The sequence below is a fragment of the Kluyvera sp. NPDC087067 genome (assembly GCF_044745165.1).
Lineage (GTDB): Bacteria > Pseudomonadota > Gammaproteobacteria > Enterobacterales > Enterobacteriaceae > Kluyvera.
The window spans coordinates 353,768-372,112 of record NZ_JBIUZS010000005.1; the positions used below are offsets into that span (position 1 = coordinate 353,768).

19 protein-coding genes are annotated in these 18,345 nt (G+C 52.2%); 11 read left to right on the top strand and 8 right to left on the bottom strand.

Annotation, left to right across the window (positions count from 1 at the left end):
• Positions 1-361: 361 nt before the first annotated feature.
• The 7 genes from rpmH to ACIPDS_RS15460 all read left to right on the top strand — a co-directional run bounded on the left by rpmH (position 362) and on the right by ACIPDS_RS15460 (position 6,098).
• Positions 362-502 (top strand): 50S ribosomal protein L34, encoded by a 141-nt coding sequence (rpmH, locus tag ACIPDS_RS15430; RefSeq protein WP_003023858.1) that lies wholly within the window; start codon positions 362-364, stop codon positions 500-502.
• Between the two features lie 17 nt (positions 503-519).
• On the top strand, positions 520-879 hold the full coding sequence (rnpA, locus tag ACIPDS_RS15435) for a ribonuclease P protein component (RefSeq protein WP_052284591.1): 360 nt from the start codon (positions 520-522) through the stop codon (positions 877-879).
• The gene (gene yidD / locus ACIPDS_RS15440; RefSeq protein WP_106930158.1) at positions 843-1,100 is read left to right on the top strand and encodes a membrane protein insertion efficiency factor YidD; all 258 of its coding nucleotides are present in this window, start codon (positions 843-845) and stop codon (positions 1,098-1,100) included. Before rnpA ends, yidD begins: the two co-directional genes overlap by 37 nt.
• A gap of 2 nt (positions 1,101-1,102) precedes the next feature.
• Positions 1,103-2,749 carry a membrane protein insertase YidC gene (gene yidC / locus ACIPDS_RS15445; RefSeq protein WP_166515132.1) on the top strand — a complete coding sequence of 549 codons (1,647 nt, stop codon included), beginning with the start codon at positions 1,103-1,105 and terminating at the stop codon, positions 2,747-2,749.
• 107 nt (positions 2,750-2,856) lie between these two features.
• Positions 2,857-4,221 carry a tRNA uridine-5-carboxymethylaminomethyl(34) synthesis GTPase MnmE gene (mnmE, locus tag ACIPDS_RS15450; protein WP_166515131.1) on the top strand — a complete coding sequence of 455 codons (1,365 nt, stop codon included), beginning with the start codon at positions 2,857-2,859 and terminating at the stop codon, positions 4,219-4,221.
• Positions 4,222-4,363: 142 nt separating this feature from the next.
• Positions 4,364-4,771 (top strand): GNAT family N-acetyltransferase, encoded by a 408-nt coding sequence (locus tag ACIPDS_RS15455; protein ID WP_400737490.1) that lies wholly within the window; start codon positions 4,364-4,366, stop codon positions 4,769-4,771.
• A 160-nt stretch (positions 4,772-4,931) separates the two neighbouring features.
• A complete protein-coding gene (locus tag ACIPDS_RS15460; RefSeq protein WP_400737494.1) occupies positions 4,932-6,098 on the top strand; it encodes an MFS transporter in 1,167 nt (388 codons plus the stop codon).
• A 42-nt stretch (positions 6,099-6,140) separates the two neighbouring features.
• On the opposite strand, the gene ACIPDS_RS15465 is transcribed toward ACIPDS_RS15460, so the two are convergent.
• Positions 6,141-7,181, bottom strand: a complete 1,041-nt coding sequence (locus ACIPDS_RS15465; protein ID WP_400737497.1) for a capsular biosynthesis protein — start codon at positions 7,179-7,181, stop codon at positions 6,141-6,143.
• Between the two features lie 363 nt (positions 7,182-7,544).
• On the opposite strand from ACIPDS_RS15465, the gene yidZ reads away from it, so the two are divergent.
• The 3 genes from yidZ to ACIPDS_RS15480 all read left to right on the top strand — a co-directional run bounded on the left by yidZ (position 7,545) and on the right by ACIPDS_RS15480 (position 10,017).
• Positions 7,545-8,504, top strand: coding sequence for an HTH-type transcriptional regulator YidZ (yidZ, locus tag ACIPDS_RS15470; RefSeq protein ID WP_400737500.1), 960 nt, complete (start codon positions 7,545-7,547; stop codon positions 8,502-8,504).
• A 157-nt stretch (positions 8,505-8,661) separates the two neighbouring features.
• The gene (locus ACIPDS_RS15475; protein WP_400737503.1) at positions 8,662-9,411 is read left to right on the top strand and encodes a 4'-phosphopantetheinyl transferase family protein; all 750 of its coding nucleotides are present in this window, start codon (positions 8,662-8,664) and stop codon (positions 9,409-9,411) included.
• Between the two features lie 39 nt (positions 9,412-9,450).
• Positions 9,451-10,017 carry an NADPH-dependent FMN reductase gene (locus ACIPDS_RS15480; protein ID WP_166515126.1) on the top strand — a complete coding sequence of 189 codons (567 nt, stop codon included), beginning with the start codon at positions 9,451-9,453 and terminating at the stop codon, positions 10,015-10,017.
• Between the two features lie 80 nt (positions 10,018-10,097).
• Here ACIPDS_RS15480 and adeP read toward each other — a convergent pair whose 3' ends face one another.
• Positions 10,098-11,435 carry an adenine permease AdeP gene (gene adeP / locus ACIPDS_RS15485; protein ID WP_166515125.1) on the bottom strand — a complete coding sequence of 446 codons (1,338 nt, stop codon included), beginning with the start codon at positions 11,433-11,435 and terminating at the stop codon, positions 10,098-10,100.
• 170 nt (positions 11,436-11,605) lie between these two features.
• Between adeP and yieH the strand changes: the two genes are divergently transcribed.
• The gene (yieH, locus tag ACIPDS_RS15490; protein ID WP_400737507.1) at positions 11,606-12,271 is read left to right on the top strand and encodes a 6-phosphogluconate phosphatase; all 666 of its coding nucleotides are present in this window, start codon (positions 11,606-11,608) and stop codon (positions 12,269-12,271) included.
• A 180-nt stretch (positions 12,272-12,451) separates the two neighbouring features.
• Here the strand turns inward: yieH and phoU are convergent, their stop codons facing one another.
• The 6 genes from phoU to ACIPDS_RS15520 all read right to left on the bottom strand — a co-directional run bounded on the left by phoU (position 12,452) and on the right by ACIPDS_RS15520 (position 18,344).
• Entirely contained in the window at positions 12,452-13,177 is a 726-nt protein-coding gene (phoU, locus tag ACIPDS_RS15495) for a phosphate signaling complex protein PhoU (RefSeq protein WP_166515123.1), read from the bottom strand.
• A 13-nt stretch (positions 13,178-13,190) separates the two neighbouring features.
• A complete protein-coding gene (gene pstB, locus ACIPDS_RS15500) occupies positions 13,191-13,964 on the bottom strand; it encodes a phosphate ABC transporter ATP-binding protein PstB (protein ID WP_035893601.1) in 774 nt (257 codons plus the stop codon).
• 108 nt (positions 13,965-14,072) lie between these two features.
• Complete coding sequence (gene pstA, locus ACIPDS_RS15505) at positions 14,073-14,963, bottom strand: phosphate ABC transporter permease PstA (RefSeq protein WP_166515121.1); 891 nt, start codon at positions 14,961-14,963, stop codon at positions 14,073-14,075.
• Complete coding sequence (gene pstC, locus ACIPDS_RS15510; RefSeq protein WP_166515120.1) at positions 14,960-15,922, bottom strand: phosphate ABC transporter permease PstC; 963 nt, start codon at positions 15,920-15,922, stop codon at positions 14,960-14,962. The genes pstA and pstC overlap by 4 nt, the downstream gene beginning before the upstream one ends.
• Positions 15,923-15,993: 71 nt before the next feature.
• Positions 15,994-17,034: a phosphate ABC transporter substrate-binding protein PstS gene (gene pstS / locus ACIPDS_RS15515; protein WP_400737513.1), complete on the bottom strand. Its 1,041-nt coding sequence runs from the start codon at positions 17,032-17,034 to the stop codon at positions 15,994-15,996.
• A 233-nt stretch (positions 17,035-17,267) separates the two neighbouring features.
• Positions 17,268-18,344 (bottom strand): fimbrial protein, encoded by a 1,077-nt coding sequence (locus tag ACIPDS_RS15520; RefSeq protein ID WP_400737516.1) that lies wholly within the window; start codon positions 18,342-18,344, stop codon positions 17,268-17,270.
• Between the last annotated feature and the right edge of the window lies 1 nt (position 18,345).

An 18,345-nucleotide genomic window follows, 5' to 3' on the forward strand; every position in this document is an offset into this window, starting at 1 on the left:
AGAGGGGGGACGATTTCCTTCGCATATTGGAAAAATTAATGACGAGAGACAATTTTCTGCTTAAATGATCTTAAGAAAGATCCAGGATGATCCTTGCGCTTTAATGGGTAGCCCGTATAATCCTCCACCCGGCGTGTACCGCTCGAATTTCGGTGACGGACGCTGCCCATTTATCGGGCGAAAAATCGCAGCTGAACGTGGTTTTTTACGCGGTAAATAAGGAAAGAGAATTGACTCTGGAGTGTACAATTATTACAATCCGGCCTCTTTAATCACCCATGGCTTCGGCGTCCGTCGTTCGTTTTTCGTTCGGATATCCAATAAAGTCATTGAATTTATTCAAGTTTAGGTAGAAATCGCCATGAAACGCACTTTTCAACCGTCTGTACTGAAGCGCAACCGTTCTCACGGCTTCCGTGCTCGTATGGCTAATAAAAATGGTCGTCAGGTTCTGGCACGTCGTCGTGCTAAAGGCCGTTCTCGTCTGACCGTTTCTAAGTAATAAAGCTAACCCTTCGAGTGGTTAAGCTAGCATTTCCCAGGGAGTTACGTTTGTTAACTCCCAATCATTTCACATTCGTCTTCCAGCAGCCACAACGGGCTGGCACGCCGCAAATCACCATCCTCGGCCGCCTGAATTCGCTGGGGCATCCCCGTATCGGTCTTACCGTCGCCAAGAAAAACGTTAAACGCGCACATGAACGCAATCGGATTAAACGTCTGACGCGTGAAAGTTTCCGTTTACGTCAGCATGAACTCCCGCCTATGGATTTCGTGGTGGTGGCGAAGAAGGGGGTTGCCGACCTCGATAACCGTGCTCTCTCGGAAGCGTTGGAAAAATTATGGCGCCGTCACTGTCGCCTTTCTCCCGGCTCCTGATAGGCCTGATTCGGGTCTATCAGCGCCTGATTAGTCCGCTACTCGGGCCGCATTGCCGTTTCACTCCAACCTGCTCTCAATACGGAATTGAGGCATTGCGCAGGTTTGGTGTGATAAAAGGCAGTTGGTTGACAGTGAAACGCGTATTAAAATGCCACCCTTTACACCCTGGTGGTGACGACCCCGTCCCGCCCGGACCATTTGATACCAGAGAACACTAACGATGGATTCGCAACGCAATCTTCTTATCATCGCTTTGTTGTTCGTGTCTTTCATGATCTGGCAAGCTTGGGAGCAGGATAATAATCCTCAACCTCAGCAGCAGACCACGCAGACCACGACCACAGCAGCGGGTAGCGCCGCAGACCAGGGCGTACCGGCCAGTGGCCAAGGGAAACTGATTACGGTTAAAACTGACGTGCTTGAGCTGACCATCAACACCCGCGGTGGTGATGTTGAGCAGGCACTGCTTCCGGCTTACCCGAAAGCGCTGAAGTCTAACGAACCGTTCCAGTTACTGGAAACCACACCACAGTTTATCTATCAGGCACAGAGCGGCTTAACCGGTCGTGATGGCCCGGATAACCCGGCTAACGGCCCGCGTCCGCTGTATAATGTCGATAAAGATGCGTTTGTACTGGCTGATGGCCAGAACGAAATCGTCATTCCGCTGACATATACCGATAAAGCGGGCAACGTTTTCACCAAAACCTTCACCTTAAAACGCGGTGATTATGCGGTGAACGTTGGCTACAACGTGCAGAACGTCGGCGACAAACCGCTCGAGATCTCCACTTTCGGTCAGTTGAAGCAGACTGCAGCACTGCCTACCGCACGTGATACGCAGACTGGCGGCCTGTCTACCATGCACACATTCCGTGGCGCAGCGTATTCAACGTCTGATTCGAAATACGAAAAATACAAATTCGATACTATTGTTGATAACGAGAACCTGAACACCAATACCCAGAACGGTTGGGTTGCGATGCTGCAGCAGTACTTCACCACGGCATGGGTTCCAGAGAACAAAGGTACCAACAACCTCTACACCGCTAACCTCGGTAACGGCGTAGTGGCGATTGGCTACAAATCTCAGCCGGTTCTGGTACAGCCAGGCCAGGCAGATAAGCTGAACAGCACCCTGTGGGTCGGCCCAGCGATTCAGGACAAAATGGCTGCCGTTGCGCCGCATCTTGACCTGACCGTTGACTACGGCTGGTTGTGGTTCATCTCTCAGCCGCTGTTCAAACTGCTAAAATGGATCCATAGCTTCCTGGGCAACTGGGGCTTCTCCATCATCGTTATCACCTTTATCGTTCGTGGCATCATGTACCCGCTGACCAAAGCGCAGTACACCTCCATGGCGAAGATGCGTATGCTGCAGCCGAAGATTCAGGCTATGCGTGAACGTCTGGGCGATGACAAACAGCGTCAAAGCCAGGAAATGATGGCCCTGTATAAAGCGGAAAAAGTTAACCCACTGGGTGGCTGCTTCCCGCTGATTATTCAGATGCCAATCTTCCTTGCGCTGTACTACATGCTGAGCGCCTCGGTTGAACTGCGTCATGCGCCGTTTATCCTGTGGATCCACGACCTGTCAGCACAAGACCCGTACTACATCCTGCCGATCATCATGGGCGCGACGATGTTCTTCATTCAGAAGATGTCTCCGACTACCGTGACCGACCCGATGCAGCAGAAGATCATGACCTTTATGCCGGTCATCTTCACGGTGTTCTTCCTGTGGTTCCCATCAGGTCTGGTGGTTTACTATATCGTCAGCAACCTGGTGACCATTATCCAGCAACAGCTGATTTACCGTGGTCTGGAAAAACGTGGCCTGCATAGCCGCGAGAAGAAAAAATCCTGATTCGGTTGTAAGCCGGATAAGGCGAAGCCGCCATCCGGCAAACGGAACGAAAATCAAAGGGCGGTCGAATGACCGCCTTTTTTATTGCAACAAAGTTGAGACTAACCATGAGCCATAACGACACTATCGTCGCCCAGGCAACCCCACCGGGACGCGGTGGCGTGGGCATTTTGCGTATCTCTGGCCTGAAAGCGCGCGACGTCGCACAGGCGGTGCTGGGCAAGCTGCCGAAGCCGCGCTACGCCGACTATCTGCCGTTTAAAGATAATGACGGCAGCGCGCTGGATCAGGGGATTGCTTTGTGGTTCCCCGGCCCGAACTCCTTTACCGGTGAAGACGTGTTAGAGCTGCAAGGGCACGGCGGCCCGGTGATTCTCGATTTGCTGCTCAAACGTATTCTGACGCTGCCGGGCGTGCGTATCGCCAATCCCGGCGAATTTTCCGAGCGCGCATTTTTAAATGATAAGCTCGACCTGGCCCAGGCTGAAGCGATTGCCGACTTAATCGACGCCAGCTCCGAACAAGCTGCACGTTCCGCATTAAACTCGCTGCAAGGGGCATTCTCTACGCGCGTTAATCACCTTGTGGAAGCGCTGACTCACCTGCGCATCTACGTGGAAGCGGCCATCGACTTCCCGGACGAGGAGATAGACTTCCTCTCCGACGGTAAAATCGAAGCTCAGCTTAACGAAGTGATCGCCGACCTCGACGCGGTACGCGCCGAAGCGCGCCAGGGTAGCCTGCTGCGCGAAGGGATGAAGGTGGTGATTGCCGGACGTCCTAACGCCGGTAAATCGAGCCTGCTGAACGCGCTGGCGGGCCGTGAAGCGGCAATCGTCACCGATATTGCCGGTACCACCCGCGACGTTCTGCGCGAGCATATCCATATCGACGGCATGCCGCTGCACATCATCGATACCGCCGGTCTGCGCGACGCGAACGATGAAGTTGAACGTATCGGTATCGAACGCGCCTGGCAGGAAATTGAACAGGCCGACCGCGTGCTGTTTATGGTTGATGGCACGACGACGGACGCCGTTGATCCCGCCGATATCTGGCCGGACTTTATCGAACGTTTACCGACAAAATTACCGATTACCGTGGTGCGTAACAAAGCGGATATCACCGGCGAAACGCTGGGTCTTAGCGAAGTGAATGGCCACTCACTTGTGCGCCTTTCTGCCCGTACCGGTGAAGGTGTCGACGTGCTTCGCGACCATCTCAAGCAGAGCATGGGCTTTGAAACCAATATGGAAGGCGGCTTCCTGGCGCGTCGTCGCCACCTTCAGGCGCTCTCAGACGCCGCAGAACATCTGCAACAGGGTAAAGCGCAGCTGTTAGGTGCCTGGGCGGGTGAGCTGCTGGCAGAGGAGCTGAGGCTGTCTCAGCAGTGTTTAAGCGAGATCACCGGCGAGTTCAGTTCCGACGATTTGCTGGGCCGGATTTTCTCGAGCTTCTGTATTGGTAAATAAGCCTCGTTTGTGAGCATTGACTAACCCGGTTTAACTTCCTGTTAAAGCGGGTTTTTTATTCTTTTTCGTTATCCGCTTCCCGCCAGATGAGTTTCTCGATTACGCTTATCGACGTGACTTTTTTACTTTGCGGGATGCAATCATGACTAAAGATTACGTTTTTATTGAAACCGTGCCTTCTGCGGAAGATTTCTGCCGCCTGCGCGTTATCTCGGGCATGTCGCCGCGCCCACTGGAAGGAGCGCGTAAGGGGCTGCCGCGTAGCTGTTATGGCGTGCATATCCTTTGGCAGGGCGTTCCTGTGGGGATGGGGCGTATCGTCGGAGATGGGGCGCTGAACTTTGAAATCGTCGACGTCGCCATTGACCCGGAACATCAGGGGAAAGGTCTTGGTCGTCAGATCATGCAAAAAATCGTCGACTGGCTAGATGAGCACGCTTTTAAAGGGGCGTACGTCTCGCTGGTTGCCGATGTCCCCGAGCTGTACGCTAAATTTGGCTTTTCCAGCGTCAGACCAGAAAGTGAAGGTATGGCGAGGGTGTGGAAATAGTCCCAGACGCGGGTAACTGCCAGCGTGAATCTGTTACCAGGCACAGATAGAGTGCTTCTCAAGTTGTTTTCCTCACAGGAAATGACAGTTGTCCAAATGGCAACTCGTGCAACTTAGCCGCTCCCCGTATGCTTAGCGCCACATTCATCATGAGGTCGCTATGACACGCTTTCTAATCTGCAGTTTTGCTTTGGTTCTCCTGTACCCCGCCGGGATTGATATGTATCTGGTGGGTTTACCTCGTATTGCTGCTGATTTACGCGCCAGCGAAGCGCAATTGCATATCGCGTTTTCCGTCTACCTGGCCGGAATGGCAACCGCCATGCTGTTTGCCGGTAAGGTTGCTGACCAATCGGGACGCAAGCCGGTCGCCATTGTTGGCGCGATCATTTATATCCTCGCCTCAGCGATTTGTGCCCAGGCGCAAAGCGGTACGCCATTCCTGGTTGGCCGATTTATTCAAGGGGTTGGCGCCGGCTGCTGTTATGTCGTCGCCTTTGCAATACTGCGTGATACCCTGGACGATCGTCGTCGGGCAAAGGTGCTGTCGTTATTGAATGGCATCACCTGTATCGTCCCGGTTCTGGCGCCGGTAATGGGGCATTTGATCATGCTTAAATACCCGTGGCAGAGCTTGTTCTACGCGATGATCGGCATGGGGGTAGCGGTATGCCTGTTGTCCGTTTTTATCTTGCGCGAATCACGCCCTTCAGGGCGCTCAACGTCTGGCGAAGCACATCGCGGCGGCGAATCGCTGATAAACCGATTTTTCCTCAGCCGCCTCGCCATTACGACGCTGAGCGTCTCGGTGATCCTCACCTTCGTGAATACTTCACCGGTATTGTTGATGGAAGTGATGGGTTTTGATCGCGGCGGATATGCCACCATCATGGCGATGACCGCGGGTGTGAGTATGGCCGTCTCGTTCTCGACACCTTTTGCATTAAGCGTATTTAAACCGCGTACGCTCATGCTGACTTCTCAAGCACTCTTCCTCGCCGCGGGGGTGATGCTGACCCTGGCCCATACCAACGCCGTCACGCTGTTGGGTCTGACCTTAATTTGCGCCGGTTTCTCGGTAGGTTTTGGCGTGGCAATGAGTCAAGCGCTGGGGCCGTTCTCGTTGCGCGCAGGGGTGGCCAGTTCGGCGTTAGGCATTGCGCAGGTGTGCGGGTCGTCTCTGTGGATTTGGCTCGCCGCGGTGCTAGGGCTTGACGCATTGAATATGCTGATCGGGATTCTGATTGGCTGTAGCATCCTGAGTATCGTGCTGATCCTTACCGTTAACGCCAATCGGGCCGCGCCCGCGCTTGAGAAAGCGCTCTGAGTACAAGCGAACCCGACTTAGATTTTTAAGTCGGGTGGCGCTTTACGAGAGATAGTCGGCCTGCTCAAAGCTGGATATTTCTCCCAGCTTAAAAGCTAAGGTTTCCGATATTTTATCGCAGGCATACTCAAAGGTTTTATCATCATTAAAGCAATCATTCAGACAGATTTGCGGCTGCCCCGAAGTTAAGTGTTTGATTGCTTTAGAAAGTTGGTTTTTGTCACCGTTAAGATGATAACAAACCCCTTTGCCCTTAGGATTACATGGCGTGAAATTCCCTTTCACCAGCTGCCAATATCTGAATACATATTGATTTAAGCTACAGCCATCTCTGAACTTAGAATCTGTCGTTCGACTGAGTAATCCTTTTATTTCTTTTAGTCCCCAGATTTCTTCAAAGGTCGACTTCAGAAACGGTTGTGGCAAATGTTTACCAAGGAAGCCATTAAACAGCTTATTTTTCCTGGCATGAAGATTCTTTTGTAAATAACGTCCGTATTTTAAATTGTAATACTTCACGGCGTTTTTCTTGATCACAGATTCACGGCGAAAAAAGGTATTAACGACAGACACATTCGTCATTAACGTTGAGTTAAAAACCACATCTTCTATCAATGTCGGGCTGACCCGGCTTTCAATCAAAAAATCATTAGGTAGATTGTTTTGAAAATAAAAATCCGGGCTGATTTTTGCATTCAACATCATGTCATCATTGAATAAAACAAATTTGTTGCTTAGCCCTTTTATTTTATGGATGTTAACCTCAATTGCCCGGGAGCTAAATGTGGGGAGACTCTTTTCATCCATAATATCAGTATGTTTAACGATATTAATTTTTTCATGCTGGACATTCAGCCAGTCAGGCACCTGCCCACAAGTCACGAGGTGTATTTTTCTTACCCACGGCGCATAGGCTTCAACGCCTCTGAACCAATATTTAAATATACCCATATCTCTAAACCTTGCTGGCAGAATAGAATTCTCGTCCACGCCAGAGCTTATTGCTTTAAAGCGTGTATACGATTTTTCCCACTGCGGATCTTTAGAATCGACCCACAGCACAACAAAGTCTATATCCGACATATTTAAACATCTCTAAGGTAGCCATTACACTCCGCATCATACACCGCAAGACATTAAGCTTAAACGTAGTGACGTATTGTATGGCACTCATAGCTTTAATCGGAATATCTCACTACGGGAAACCCATAAAAACAGGTTAATCAGAATTTACTGATAAGTTACCTTGCAATAAAGGTTAAAAAAATGGCGGCTGAGTGACATTTTGTGTTTGGCCTTTCACACAATGGAATATAGAGGTTCAATGCCCCCCAATCAGTTTGTAACAAATTGAAAATCAGCAATGTGCTGATCGGGAATCTCATTGGCTGTAGCATGTTCAGTATTCTCATTTTCATCATGGCTTTCACTCGTTGGCGCGAACCTATGAAAAAATCTCTGACCAGTCTCGATCTTAATTTGCTGCTTTGCCTACAGCTCCTGATGCAGGAGCGTAGCGTGACGAAAACCGCTAAACGGATGAACGTGACGCCATCGGCGGTCAGTAAATCGTTGTCAAAGCTACGCGCCTGGTTTGACGATCCGCTGTTTGTAAATACGCCGCTGGGGCTGACGCCAACACCGCAGATGGTGAGCATGGAACAAAGCCTGGCGGAATGGATGCAGATTGGAAATCAACTGCTTGATAAACCGCATCATGAAACGCCTCGCGGTTTGAAGTTCGATCTGGTCGCCGAAACGCCGCTGGTGATGATTATGTTTAACGCCCTATCGCAGCAGATTTATCAGCGCTATCCGCAGGCAACCATCAAAGTGCGCAACTGGGACTATGACTCACTGGATGCCATTATTCGCGGGGAGGTGGATATCGGTTTTACCGGACGTGAAAGCCACCCGCGCTCGCGCGAACTGCTGAGTCTATTGCCGCTGTCGATAGATTACGAAGTGCTGTTCTCCGATCTTCCCTGCGTCTGGCTACGCGAGGATCATCCCGCGCTGCAAGAAGAGTGGAATCTGGAGACTTTTTTGCGCTACCCACATATCAGCATCAGCTGGGAGCAAAGCGACACCTGGGCGTTAGACGATGTGCTTGCGGAGATGGGGCGCGAGCGCAATATTGCGCTGAGCCTGCCGGGGTTTGAGCAGTCATTGTTTATGGCCGCCCAGCCAGAACATACCATGCTGGCGACTGCGCCACGTTATTGTCGTTACTATAATCAACTCCACCAGCTCCCGTTGGTGGCGCGCCCTCTGCCATTCGACGCCCAGCAACTGGACAAACTGCTGGTGCCCTTTACGCTCCTTTGGCACAAACGAAACAGTCACAACCCGAAAATCGTCTGGCTACGTGAAACGCTGAAATCCTTATACCTCGCTGTTTCCTGACATATTATTCGTAAAAACAATCTATTTAGGTTAGGGGGAAGTGTAAAAATATCGTAATTCCCCTTTTCAATCGCATTTTTAGGCAGTAAAACCTGATCATAACTAGCGTAAATGTTACTCTTCCAATATCCACAGTCCATTAATCACGGAGCGAAAAATGGCGACGCACTTTGCAAGAGGGATCCTTAAGGACGGGCATCTATTGTCCGTCAGGTTATCGTCCACCAGTCACAATATCGCACGCAAGCTGCCGGCCTACCGCCGTACCCGCTATCTGGCGTCGCGCGCGTTGCTGGCCGAACTGTTGTTTATGCTTTATGGCATCAGTGAACTGCCTGAGATTGTCACCACGCCAGAAGGCAAACCGTTTTTTAAAGACAGTCACCTGCCTGATTTTTCCATCGCCTATGCGGGCAATATTGTTGGCGTCGCGCTAACTACCGAAGGCCGATGCGGCCTGGATATGGAGTTGCTGCACGTACTGCGCAACACGCCGCAGGCATCGATGCTGGAAAACTATCAATTCACCAGCAATGAGCAATTGTGGATTAATAATCAAAGTGACCCGCATGAAGCGCGCGTACAGCTGGTTGCCCTACGCCAGAGCGTGCTCAAAATGACCGGCGATATCCATCTCGACTCCCCACGAACTCTCCAGCTTCTCCCCGGCTCTGGCCGCTTACGCAGCGCGAATACCGACCAGCTCGAAGTCATCTGCGATGCCGAGGATGTTCTGGTGTGGTCGCTGGCCGCGTCACCTTCTATTGATAAGCTCAAAGTATGGGAATTCGATGGTAAATATGGCTGGCGCAGCCTGCCGGATGCGTTGACGCGCGCCAATGAACCCTCAGCGCGGGTGATGAGATTCACCAGCCTACCGACAGAGAAAGCGCTTATACTCAACTGATTCGGCTGGAATCCAGCTTCATGATACAAAGGAGTAATCATGTCTAACGAGTTGAAAGTAGTTACTTTATTGGGAAGCCTGCGCAAAGCTTCATTCAACGGTATGGTCGCTCGCACCCTGCCAAAAATTGCCCCGGCTGGCATGAGCGTCTCCCCGCTCCCGTCGATTGGTGATATCCCATTGTATGATGCGGATGTCCAGGAGCAGGACGGTTTCCCACAGAGCGTTGAAGCGCTGGCTGAGCAAATTCGCCAGGCTGACGGCGTAGTTATCGTGACCCCAGAGTACAACTACTCGGTACCGGGCGGCCTGAAGAACGCCATCGATTGGCTTTCTCGCCTGCCGGATCAACCCCTTGCCGGTAAACCGGTGCTGATTCAGACCAGCTCAATGGGTGCAATCGGCGGTGCGCGTTGTCAGTACCATCTGCGTCAGATCCTGGTGTTCCTTGATGCCATGGTGATGAACAAGCCTGAGTTTATGGGCGGCGTGATTCAGAATAAGGTCGACCCGCAGTTGGGTGAAGTGATTGAGCAGGGAACGTTGGATCATCTGACCGGTCAATTGACCGCATTTGGCGAGTATATTCAGCGGGTTAAAGCTTAAGTTCGGGCTTTGATTGATTCACCCGGTTGGCCGGGTGAATCCCCCGGAGTCGGCGTTTCACGCCTCGTCCGGGATACCTGTTATTTTGCGTCGATAAACACAATCTTCAGGACAAACAGCAGTGCGACGATAATCACGCACGGGCTGAGGTCGCGGAAGCGACCGGTACCGATTTTCATCACGCAGTAAGAGATGAAGCCCAGCGCGATACCTTCGGTGATCGAGAAGCTAAACGGCATCATCACGGCGGTAATAAACGCCGGAACCGCTTCAGTCAGATCGTCCCACTTCACGCGTGACAGACTTGAGGTCATCAGTACCCCAACGTAAATCAGCGCACCCGCAGCCGCATAGCCCGGCACCATTCCCGCCAGCGGCGACAGGAAAATCACCAACAAGAACAGCAGGCCGACCACGACCGCAGTCAGACCGGTACGTCCACCGACGGAAACACCAGAGGATGATTCGATATATGCGGTGACGGAAGAGGTGCCAATGAAAGACCCGGCAACTGAGGAGACGCTGTCGACAAACAGAGCCTGTTTCATGCGTGGAAACTTGCCTTTCTCATCCGCCAGACCCGCTTTATCGGTTACACCAATCAGCGTCCCTGAGGAGTCGAAAAGGTTGACCAGCATAAAGGAGAAGATAACGCCTGCCAGACCTAAATTGAACGACCCGGCGAGGTCAACATGACCGACCACGGTGGTGATACTCGGTGGCGCAGAAACGATGCCGCTATAGTGCACATCGCCCAGCATCCAGCCCAGCAGGGTAGTCACAACAATCGACACCAGCACCGCCGCGTGAATGTTACGCGAGGCCAGAATCGCAATAATAAAGAAGCCCAGCACGCCCAACAGAACGCTGTGGGAGGTCAGGTTACCGATAGAAACCAGCGTATCCTGGTTGGCGACGATAACGCCGGCGTTTTTCAGCCCCATCATGCCGATGAACAGACCGATACCGCTGGTGATGCCCACTCGCAGGCTCACCGGGATATTGGCAATCATCCAGTAACGTACGCGGAAAATCGTCAACAGCAGCAGACCAATTGCGCCCCAGAAGATGGCGCCCATGCCCACCTGCCACGGCAGGCCCATTGCCTGCACCACCACGAACGCGAAGAAGGCGTTCAGCCCCATCGCTGGCGCCAGCGCCACCGGCAGGTTGGCGAACACGCCCATCAGGATACTGCCCAGTGCGGCAATCAGACAGGTGGTGACAAACACCGCGCTGGTGTCCATTCCTGCCACGCCCAGAATTTGCGGGTTAACGAAAACGATATAGACCATCGTCAGGAAGGTGGTAAAACCGGCGATCACTTCGGTACGTGCCGTAGTGCCGTGTTCGCGCAGTTTAAACACGCGCTCGAGTATCCCCTGACCGGAAGCCGGGGTGGTGTGTTGTTGACTCATTATCAATTTCCGCAGACAAAGGAAGGAAAATTCGTCGCTATCCTATACCAAAATGCGACAATAGGCGCGGTTGTGAGATACTTTTTTTCATTGATTTTGCTTATACGGCAACGATTGCGTCTCTCAATTCAGCATTACGTAAACGTTAAACTTGTTAAAAAGGAAATGACATGTCCGGAGTTGAAGCGGTTTTTTTCGACTGTGATGGCACGCTGGTCGACAGCGAGGTGATCTGTTCACGAGCCTACGTCCATATGTTCCAGACATTTGGCATCACGCTCGATCTGGAAGAGACCTTTAAGCGTTTCAAGGGCGTTAAGCTCTACGAGATCATCGACATCATTAACGCTGAGCGTGGGACAAACCTGGCAAAAGCGGACTTAGAACCGGTTTATCGCGCCGAGGTCGCACGCCTTTTTGATACAGAACTGGAAGTCATTGCCGGGGCTAACGCCTTGGTCGAGGCCGTCAATATCCCGATGTGCATCGTATCAAACGGCCCGGTCAGCAAAATGCAGCACTCTTTGGGGAAACTCGGTATGTTGCATCATTTCCCGGACAAATTGTTCAGCGGCTACGATATCCAGCGCTGGAAGCCCGATCCGGCGTTGATGTTCCACGCGGCAAAAGCGATGAATGTTAACGTGGAGAACTGCATTCTGGTCGACGATTCAAGCGCGGGCGCGCAGTCAGGGATTGATGCGGGGATGGAGGTGTTCTATTTTTGCGCCGATCCGCACAACAAACCTATCGATCACCCGAAGGTGACGACGTTTACCGATTTGGCACAGCTGCCTGCGCTGTGGAAAGCGCGTGGATGGGATATCGTCGGTTAACGATCAACAATCGGGTAGCGCAGCGCCGCCGGGAATTTCGCGAGGGTTAGCATCGAGCCGTTCCCGGGGTCGCAATTCGCTCGCCCGGGCTACCATCCGGCAATGTGCCCGGGTGTGCACAATAGCTACCCGTGGGTGTAGGCCGGATAAGGCGAAGCCGCCATCCGGCAATCTGCACCGTTACTCCTTCGGCGCTTTCCCCGCCAGCAGCTTATCCAGCTCATCGCTATTCACGTGGCGGAAATCCTGCCCCTTCACGAAATAGAAGATAAATTCACAGATATTCTGGCAGCGGTCACCGATACGCTCGATAGAACGGGCGCAGAACAGCGCGGTCAACACGCTTGGGATCGTGCGCGGGTCTTCCATCATATAGGTCATGAGCTGACGCACGATGCCCTCATACTCCTGGTCAACTTTCTTGTCTTCGCGGTAGATTCGCACCGCTTCGTCGAGATCCATACGGGCAAACGCATCCAGCACGTCGTGCAGCATCTGCACGGTGTGGCGGCCGAGCGATTCCAGGCTCACCAGCAGCGGCTGATGCTGATGAGAGAATTTCTCCAGCGCCGTGCTACAGATTTTGTCAGCAACGTCGCCAATACGTTCCAGCTCCGCGATAGTTTTGATAATCGCCATCACCAGACGCAGGTCGCTCGCCGTCGGCTGACGTTTAGCGATGATGCGCACACAGGCTTCATCAATCGCGACTTCCATCATGTTGACGTGTTTATCGCCTTCAATGACGCGTTTTGCCAGCTCGCTATCCTGGTTGTGCATCGCGGTAATCGCATCAGAAAGCTGCTGCTCTACCATGCCGCCCATGGTCATCACCTGGGTACGGATACTTTCCAGTTCTGCGTTGAACTGGCCGGAAATATGTTTATTAAGATTGAGGTTGTCCATGGTTAACTCCAAATCAACCGTAACGGCCAGTGATGTAATCTTCGGTTTGTTTTTTCGCGGGCTTGGTGAACAGATCGTCCGTGTTGCTGAACTCAATCAGCTCGCCCAGGTACATAAACGCCGTGTGGTCGGAGCAACGTGCCGCCTGCTGCATGTTGTGGGTCACGATAACGACGGTGTAATCCTCTTTGAGCTCGGTGATGAGCTCTTCAATGCGTCCGGTAGAGATAGGATCCAGCGCGGAACACGGCTCATCCAGCAGCAGAACTTCCGGGCGGATCGCAATCCCGCGCGCAATGCACAGACGCTGCTGCTGACCACCAGACAGAGAGTATCCGCTCTGGTGCAGCTTATCCTTGGTTTCATTCCATAATGCGGCTTTGGTCAACGCCCACTGAACGCGCTCATCCATATCGGTGCGGGAGAGCTTTTCAAACAGACGCACGCCAAAGGCGATGTTGTCATAAATCGACATCGGGAACGGCGTCGGCTTCTGGAACACCATCCCCACTTTAGCGCGCAGCAGCGCGATATCCTGGGTATTGGTCAGGATATTGTCGCCATCCAGCAGAATTTCACCTTCTGCGCGCTGCTCCGGGTACAGTTCAAACATTTTGTTGAAGGTACGCAGCAGCGTCGATTTACCGCAGCCTGACGGGCCGATAAACGCGGTGACCTGGTTTTTGGCGATATCCAGGTTGATGTTCTTCAGGGCATGGAATTTGCCGTAGTAGAAGTTCAGATCGCGTACTGAAATCTTACCCGGAGTTGTGTTCACCATACTCATCTCAATCTCTTCCTCATCATGCCTGATGGCGCGCAGCTTTCAGGCCTACTATATGTCAACCGTAGGCCGGATAAGGCGTTCACGCCGCCATCCGGCAAGGTATTAAACTTAACCGTGTTTCTTCTTCGCGAAAACGACGCGCGCCAGAATGTTCAGCAGCAGTACGCACAGCGTGATAATCAGCACCCCGGCCCAGGCCAGCTGCTGCCACTCGGCAAACGGGCTCATGGCAAATTTAAATATGGTGACCGGCAAGTTAGCAATAGGCTGCATCATGTCGGTGCTCCAGAACTGGTTGGAGAGCGCGGTAAACAGCAGCGGCGCGGTTTCACCGGCAATACGCGCAATAGCCAGCAGGATCCCGGTCATAATCCCGGAGATAGAGGCTTTTAGCGTAATCGCTGAGATCATCCGCCACTTCGGTGTACCCAGCGCGTACGCCGCTTCACGCAGGCTATCCGGCACCAGTTTCAGCATGTTCTCAGTGGTACGAATGACGATCGGCACCTGTAACAGCGCCAGCGCAATCACGCCCGCCCAGCCGGAGAAGTGCTGCATCTGCGCCACCACGATGGTGTAGACGAACAGACCCACGACGATAGACGGCGCGGAGAGCAGGATGTCGTTAATAAAGCGGATGACTTCAGCCAACCAGGATTTACGTCCGTATTCGGCCAGATAAATGCCCGCCAGAATGCCCAGCGGCGTTCCGATAACGGTCGACCACAGGATCAGCAGGCCGCTGCCTGCCAGGGCGTTTGCCAGACCGCCGCCCGCCGTGTTCGGTGGTGGCGTCATTTCGGTAAACAGCGCCAGCGACATTCCGTCGATACCGCGGGTAATGGTGGCCATTAAGATCCACACCAGCCAGAACAGGCCGAAGATCATTGTCGCCATCGACAGCGTCAGCGCGATGCGGTTCTTCATGCGACGACGCGCCTGCATTTTGCGGCGAGACTCCGCCAGCGCTGCGGTGTTTTGCATTTCCAGCGTCGTCATGAGCGTGCCCCTTCATTTTTTGCCAGGCGCATAATCATAAGCTTCGATGCCGCCAGAACGATAAAGGTAATCGCGAACAGGATCAGACCCAGTTCCATCAGCGCAGCAACATGCAGGCCCGATTCCGCTTCAGCAAATTCATTCGCCAGCGCGGAGGTAATACTGTTGCCCGGCATATACAGCGAGGCGCTATCAAGCTGGTAGGTGTTACCGATAATAAAGGTCACCGCCATGGTTTCACCCAGCGCGCGACCAAGCCCCAGCATCACGCCGCCAATCACCCCGTTTTTGGTAAACGGCAGGACGATACGCCAGATAACTTCCCAGGTGGTGCAGCCGATGCCGTAGGCCGACTCTTTCATCATCACCGGAGTCTGTTCAAAAACGTCACGCATAACGGCAGAAATGTACGGGATGATCATGATGGCGAGGATAACCCCTGCCGCCAGAATACCGATACCAAACGCCGGGCCGGAGAACAGTGCGCCGACAAACGGAACGTTAGAGAGAATATTGCCCACCGGCTCCTGGAAATAGGTCGCAAACAGCGGCGCAAAGATAAACAGGCCCCACATGCCGTAAACAATACTGGGGATAGCCGCCAGCAGTTCAATCGCAATGCCTAGCGGGCGTTTAAGCCAGTTAGGAGCCAGTTCAGTCAGGAAGAGTGCGATACCGAAGCTCACCGGAACGGCGATCAGCAACGCGATAACGGAGGTCACAATGGTGCCGTAAATCGGGACTAATGCACCATAGATGTCATTCGGCGCATCCCACTCTTTGGTCCACAGGAAGGCGAAGCCAAACTTCTCCATGCTGGGCCAGGAAGAGATGATAAGAGAGACGATAATCCCGCCCAACATCAATAGCACAATCAGCGCAGCCAGTCTGACCAGCGCGCTGAATATCATGTCACCCTTTTTACCCGGTGGGTTAAAAGCAGGCTTGGTTGCAGCCATAAATTACTCTTTCTATTTAAAATCTGCGACGACGTTTACAGATGCCCGGCGTCACCGCCGGGCGACCGTAATCAGTACAGCGCTTTACCGCTGCTATCTTTTACGTTGGTTTTCCATGCAGCACGAACCTGCTCAACCACGCTGTCTGGCAAGCTAGCATAGTCGAGGTCATTCGCCTGTTTGCCACCGTTTTTGTAAGCCCAATCAAAGAACTTCAGTACTTCAGCGCCTTGCTCAGGTTTCTTCTGATCTTTGTGGACCAGAATGAAGGTGGTGGAGGTAATTGGCCATGCGCCCTCACCTTTCTGGTTGGTCAGGTCCTGAGCGAAGGATTTGCTCCAGTCAGCGCCTTTTGCGGCGTTGGCGAAGTTTTCTTCCGTCGGGCTAACCGCTTTGCCATCGGCAGAAATCAGTTTGGTGTAAGCCAGGTTGTTCTGCTTCGCATAAGCGTATTCAACGTAGCCAATGGAGCCCGGCAGACGCTGTACGAAAGCGGCGATACCATCGTTGCCTTTACCGCCCAGACCGGTCGGCCAGTTAACGGTAGAACCGGCACCGATTTTAGATTTCCACTCGTCGTTCACTTTCGCCAGATAGCTGGTGAAAACGAAGGAAGTACCGGAACCATCAGCACGGCGCACCACGGCGATGTTCTGCGAAGGCAGCTTAATGCCCGGGTTCAGTTTGGTGATGGCTTCATCATCCCACTTCTTAATTTTGCCGAGGTAGATATCACCCAGCGTTTTACCGTCCAGCACCAGCTCACCTGATTTCAGGCCTGGGATGTTAACGGCTAGTACCACACCGCCAATGACGGTTGGGAACTGGAACAGGCCTTCCTGAGCCAGTTTTTCGTCAGACAGTGGTGCATCAGATGCGCCGAAATCAACGGTATTTGCAGTGATTTGTTTTACGCCGCCGGAGGAACCGATACCCTGATAGTTAACTTTATTACCGGTTTCTTTGTTGTAGGTATCTGCCCATTTGGCATACACCGGCGCAGGGAAGGTTGCACCGGCACCCGTCAGGCTTGCGGCTGCATTTGCGGCGAAAGCGCTCATCGATAAGGTCGCGGCGACAACAGTTGCGACAGTGGTACGCATAACTTTCATAATGTCTCCTGCAAGAATTCGTAAAGTGTTGTTTTGTGTTTACGAGGAGCAAAGTAGGACAATCAGGTGACAGTTATATGTAATGTTTATGACAGTTTAATGACAAGGGATAGCAAGAATCTAATCAATTGAAAAATAGAGATATTTTCACAGGAGGAATAGCGGCTTTTTAGGCCGCGTCAGCATGGAAAGGCACAAATATGACAGCGGCTGTCATAAACAGCCGCGAAAGATCAGTTGGTAAATTCGATAATTAAGGTCGCATCAGCGGTAAATTCCTCGCCCGCCGCGGGTCTCTTGCCTGTCATGCTGGCCGGCGTGGAGTAAAACGTCACGCTACCATCGGTCGCGCCTAATCGGCTAATCGCGCTCATATCCGCCGGTAACATTCCCCCGTCAACGCGGATCTGGCTGCCATTTTTGTCATAAATTTTTATGCCCACATCCGGGTTGGTGGTCGCAATCATGGAAGCATCCGGGCTTCTGTCGACGGCCACCATTGAGGCCTGAACAAACTCGGAATCTCTGACATCGGTCATCCCTAAGCAGGACACTTTGACGACGGTTTTGACTTTTTTGCCTGGCACCACTGCGCCGGGCGTAGTGGAGAAATCGCCAGCATTCATTTTTCCCAGGTCAACATCAATGGTTTGCCCAGGCGTCATTTCGCAATTCTGAGGCGCAATCAGGCTTCCCATAATGGTAACTTTTGAGACCGGCGTAGTACGGGGATAGTAGTTATTAATCCCCGCGTATATCCATGCGACTTCTGTACGCGGAATCGAGGTTATGCCAGTGACGGAATGACGTAGGTTAAACGATATTTTTGCCGAACGACCGGAGTCCAGATAAATCTGGCGTCCATCATTTCTTGGACCACAAGAATGTTGTGGATCGGTAACTTTATTTGATAAATGATCAAAAGGCAGGTTTGCGTAATCATTATTAATGATAAAGACCTTCACCCCAATAGAAAGATATTCATTGAGAATATAATACTGCTGATCATCAATGACGCGATCCTCCACAAGGCCGGGAGCGGGATCGCCAATATAGAAAATCTCATAAAAAGCGCCGTCATCATTATGCTCCGGGTCGCAGTGACAGCGGACAGGATAAGACGAAAGCGTAGTAGTTAGCGCGTCCTTAACGGTATATCCCGCCAGGTTGTTGGCCGCGGAAACATTGACGGTTCCGAATGATAAATTAAGCACATTGGTTTCACCATCGGCATTATGACAAATACCATCATCCGCAAAACTGGACCAACTAAAAAATAATAACAGTAAGATTGGGAGTATTTTAAACATA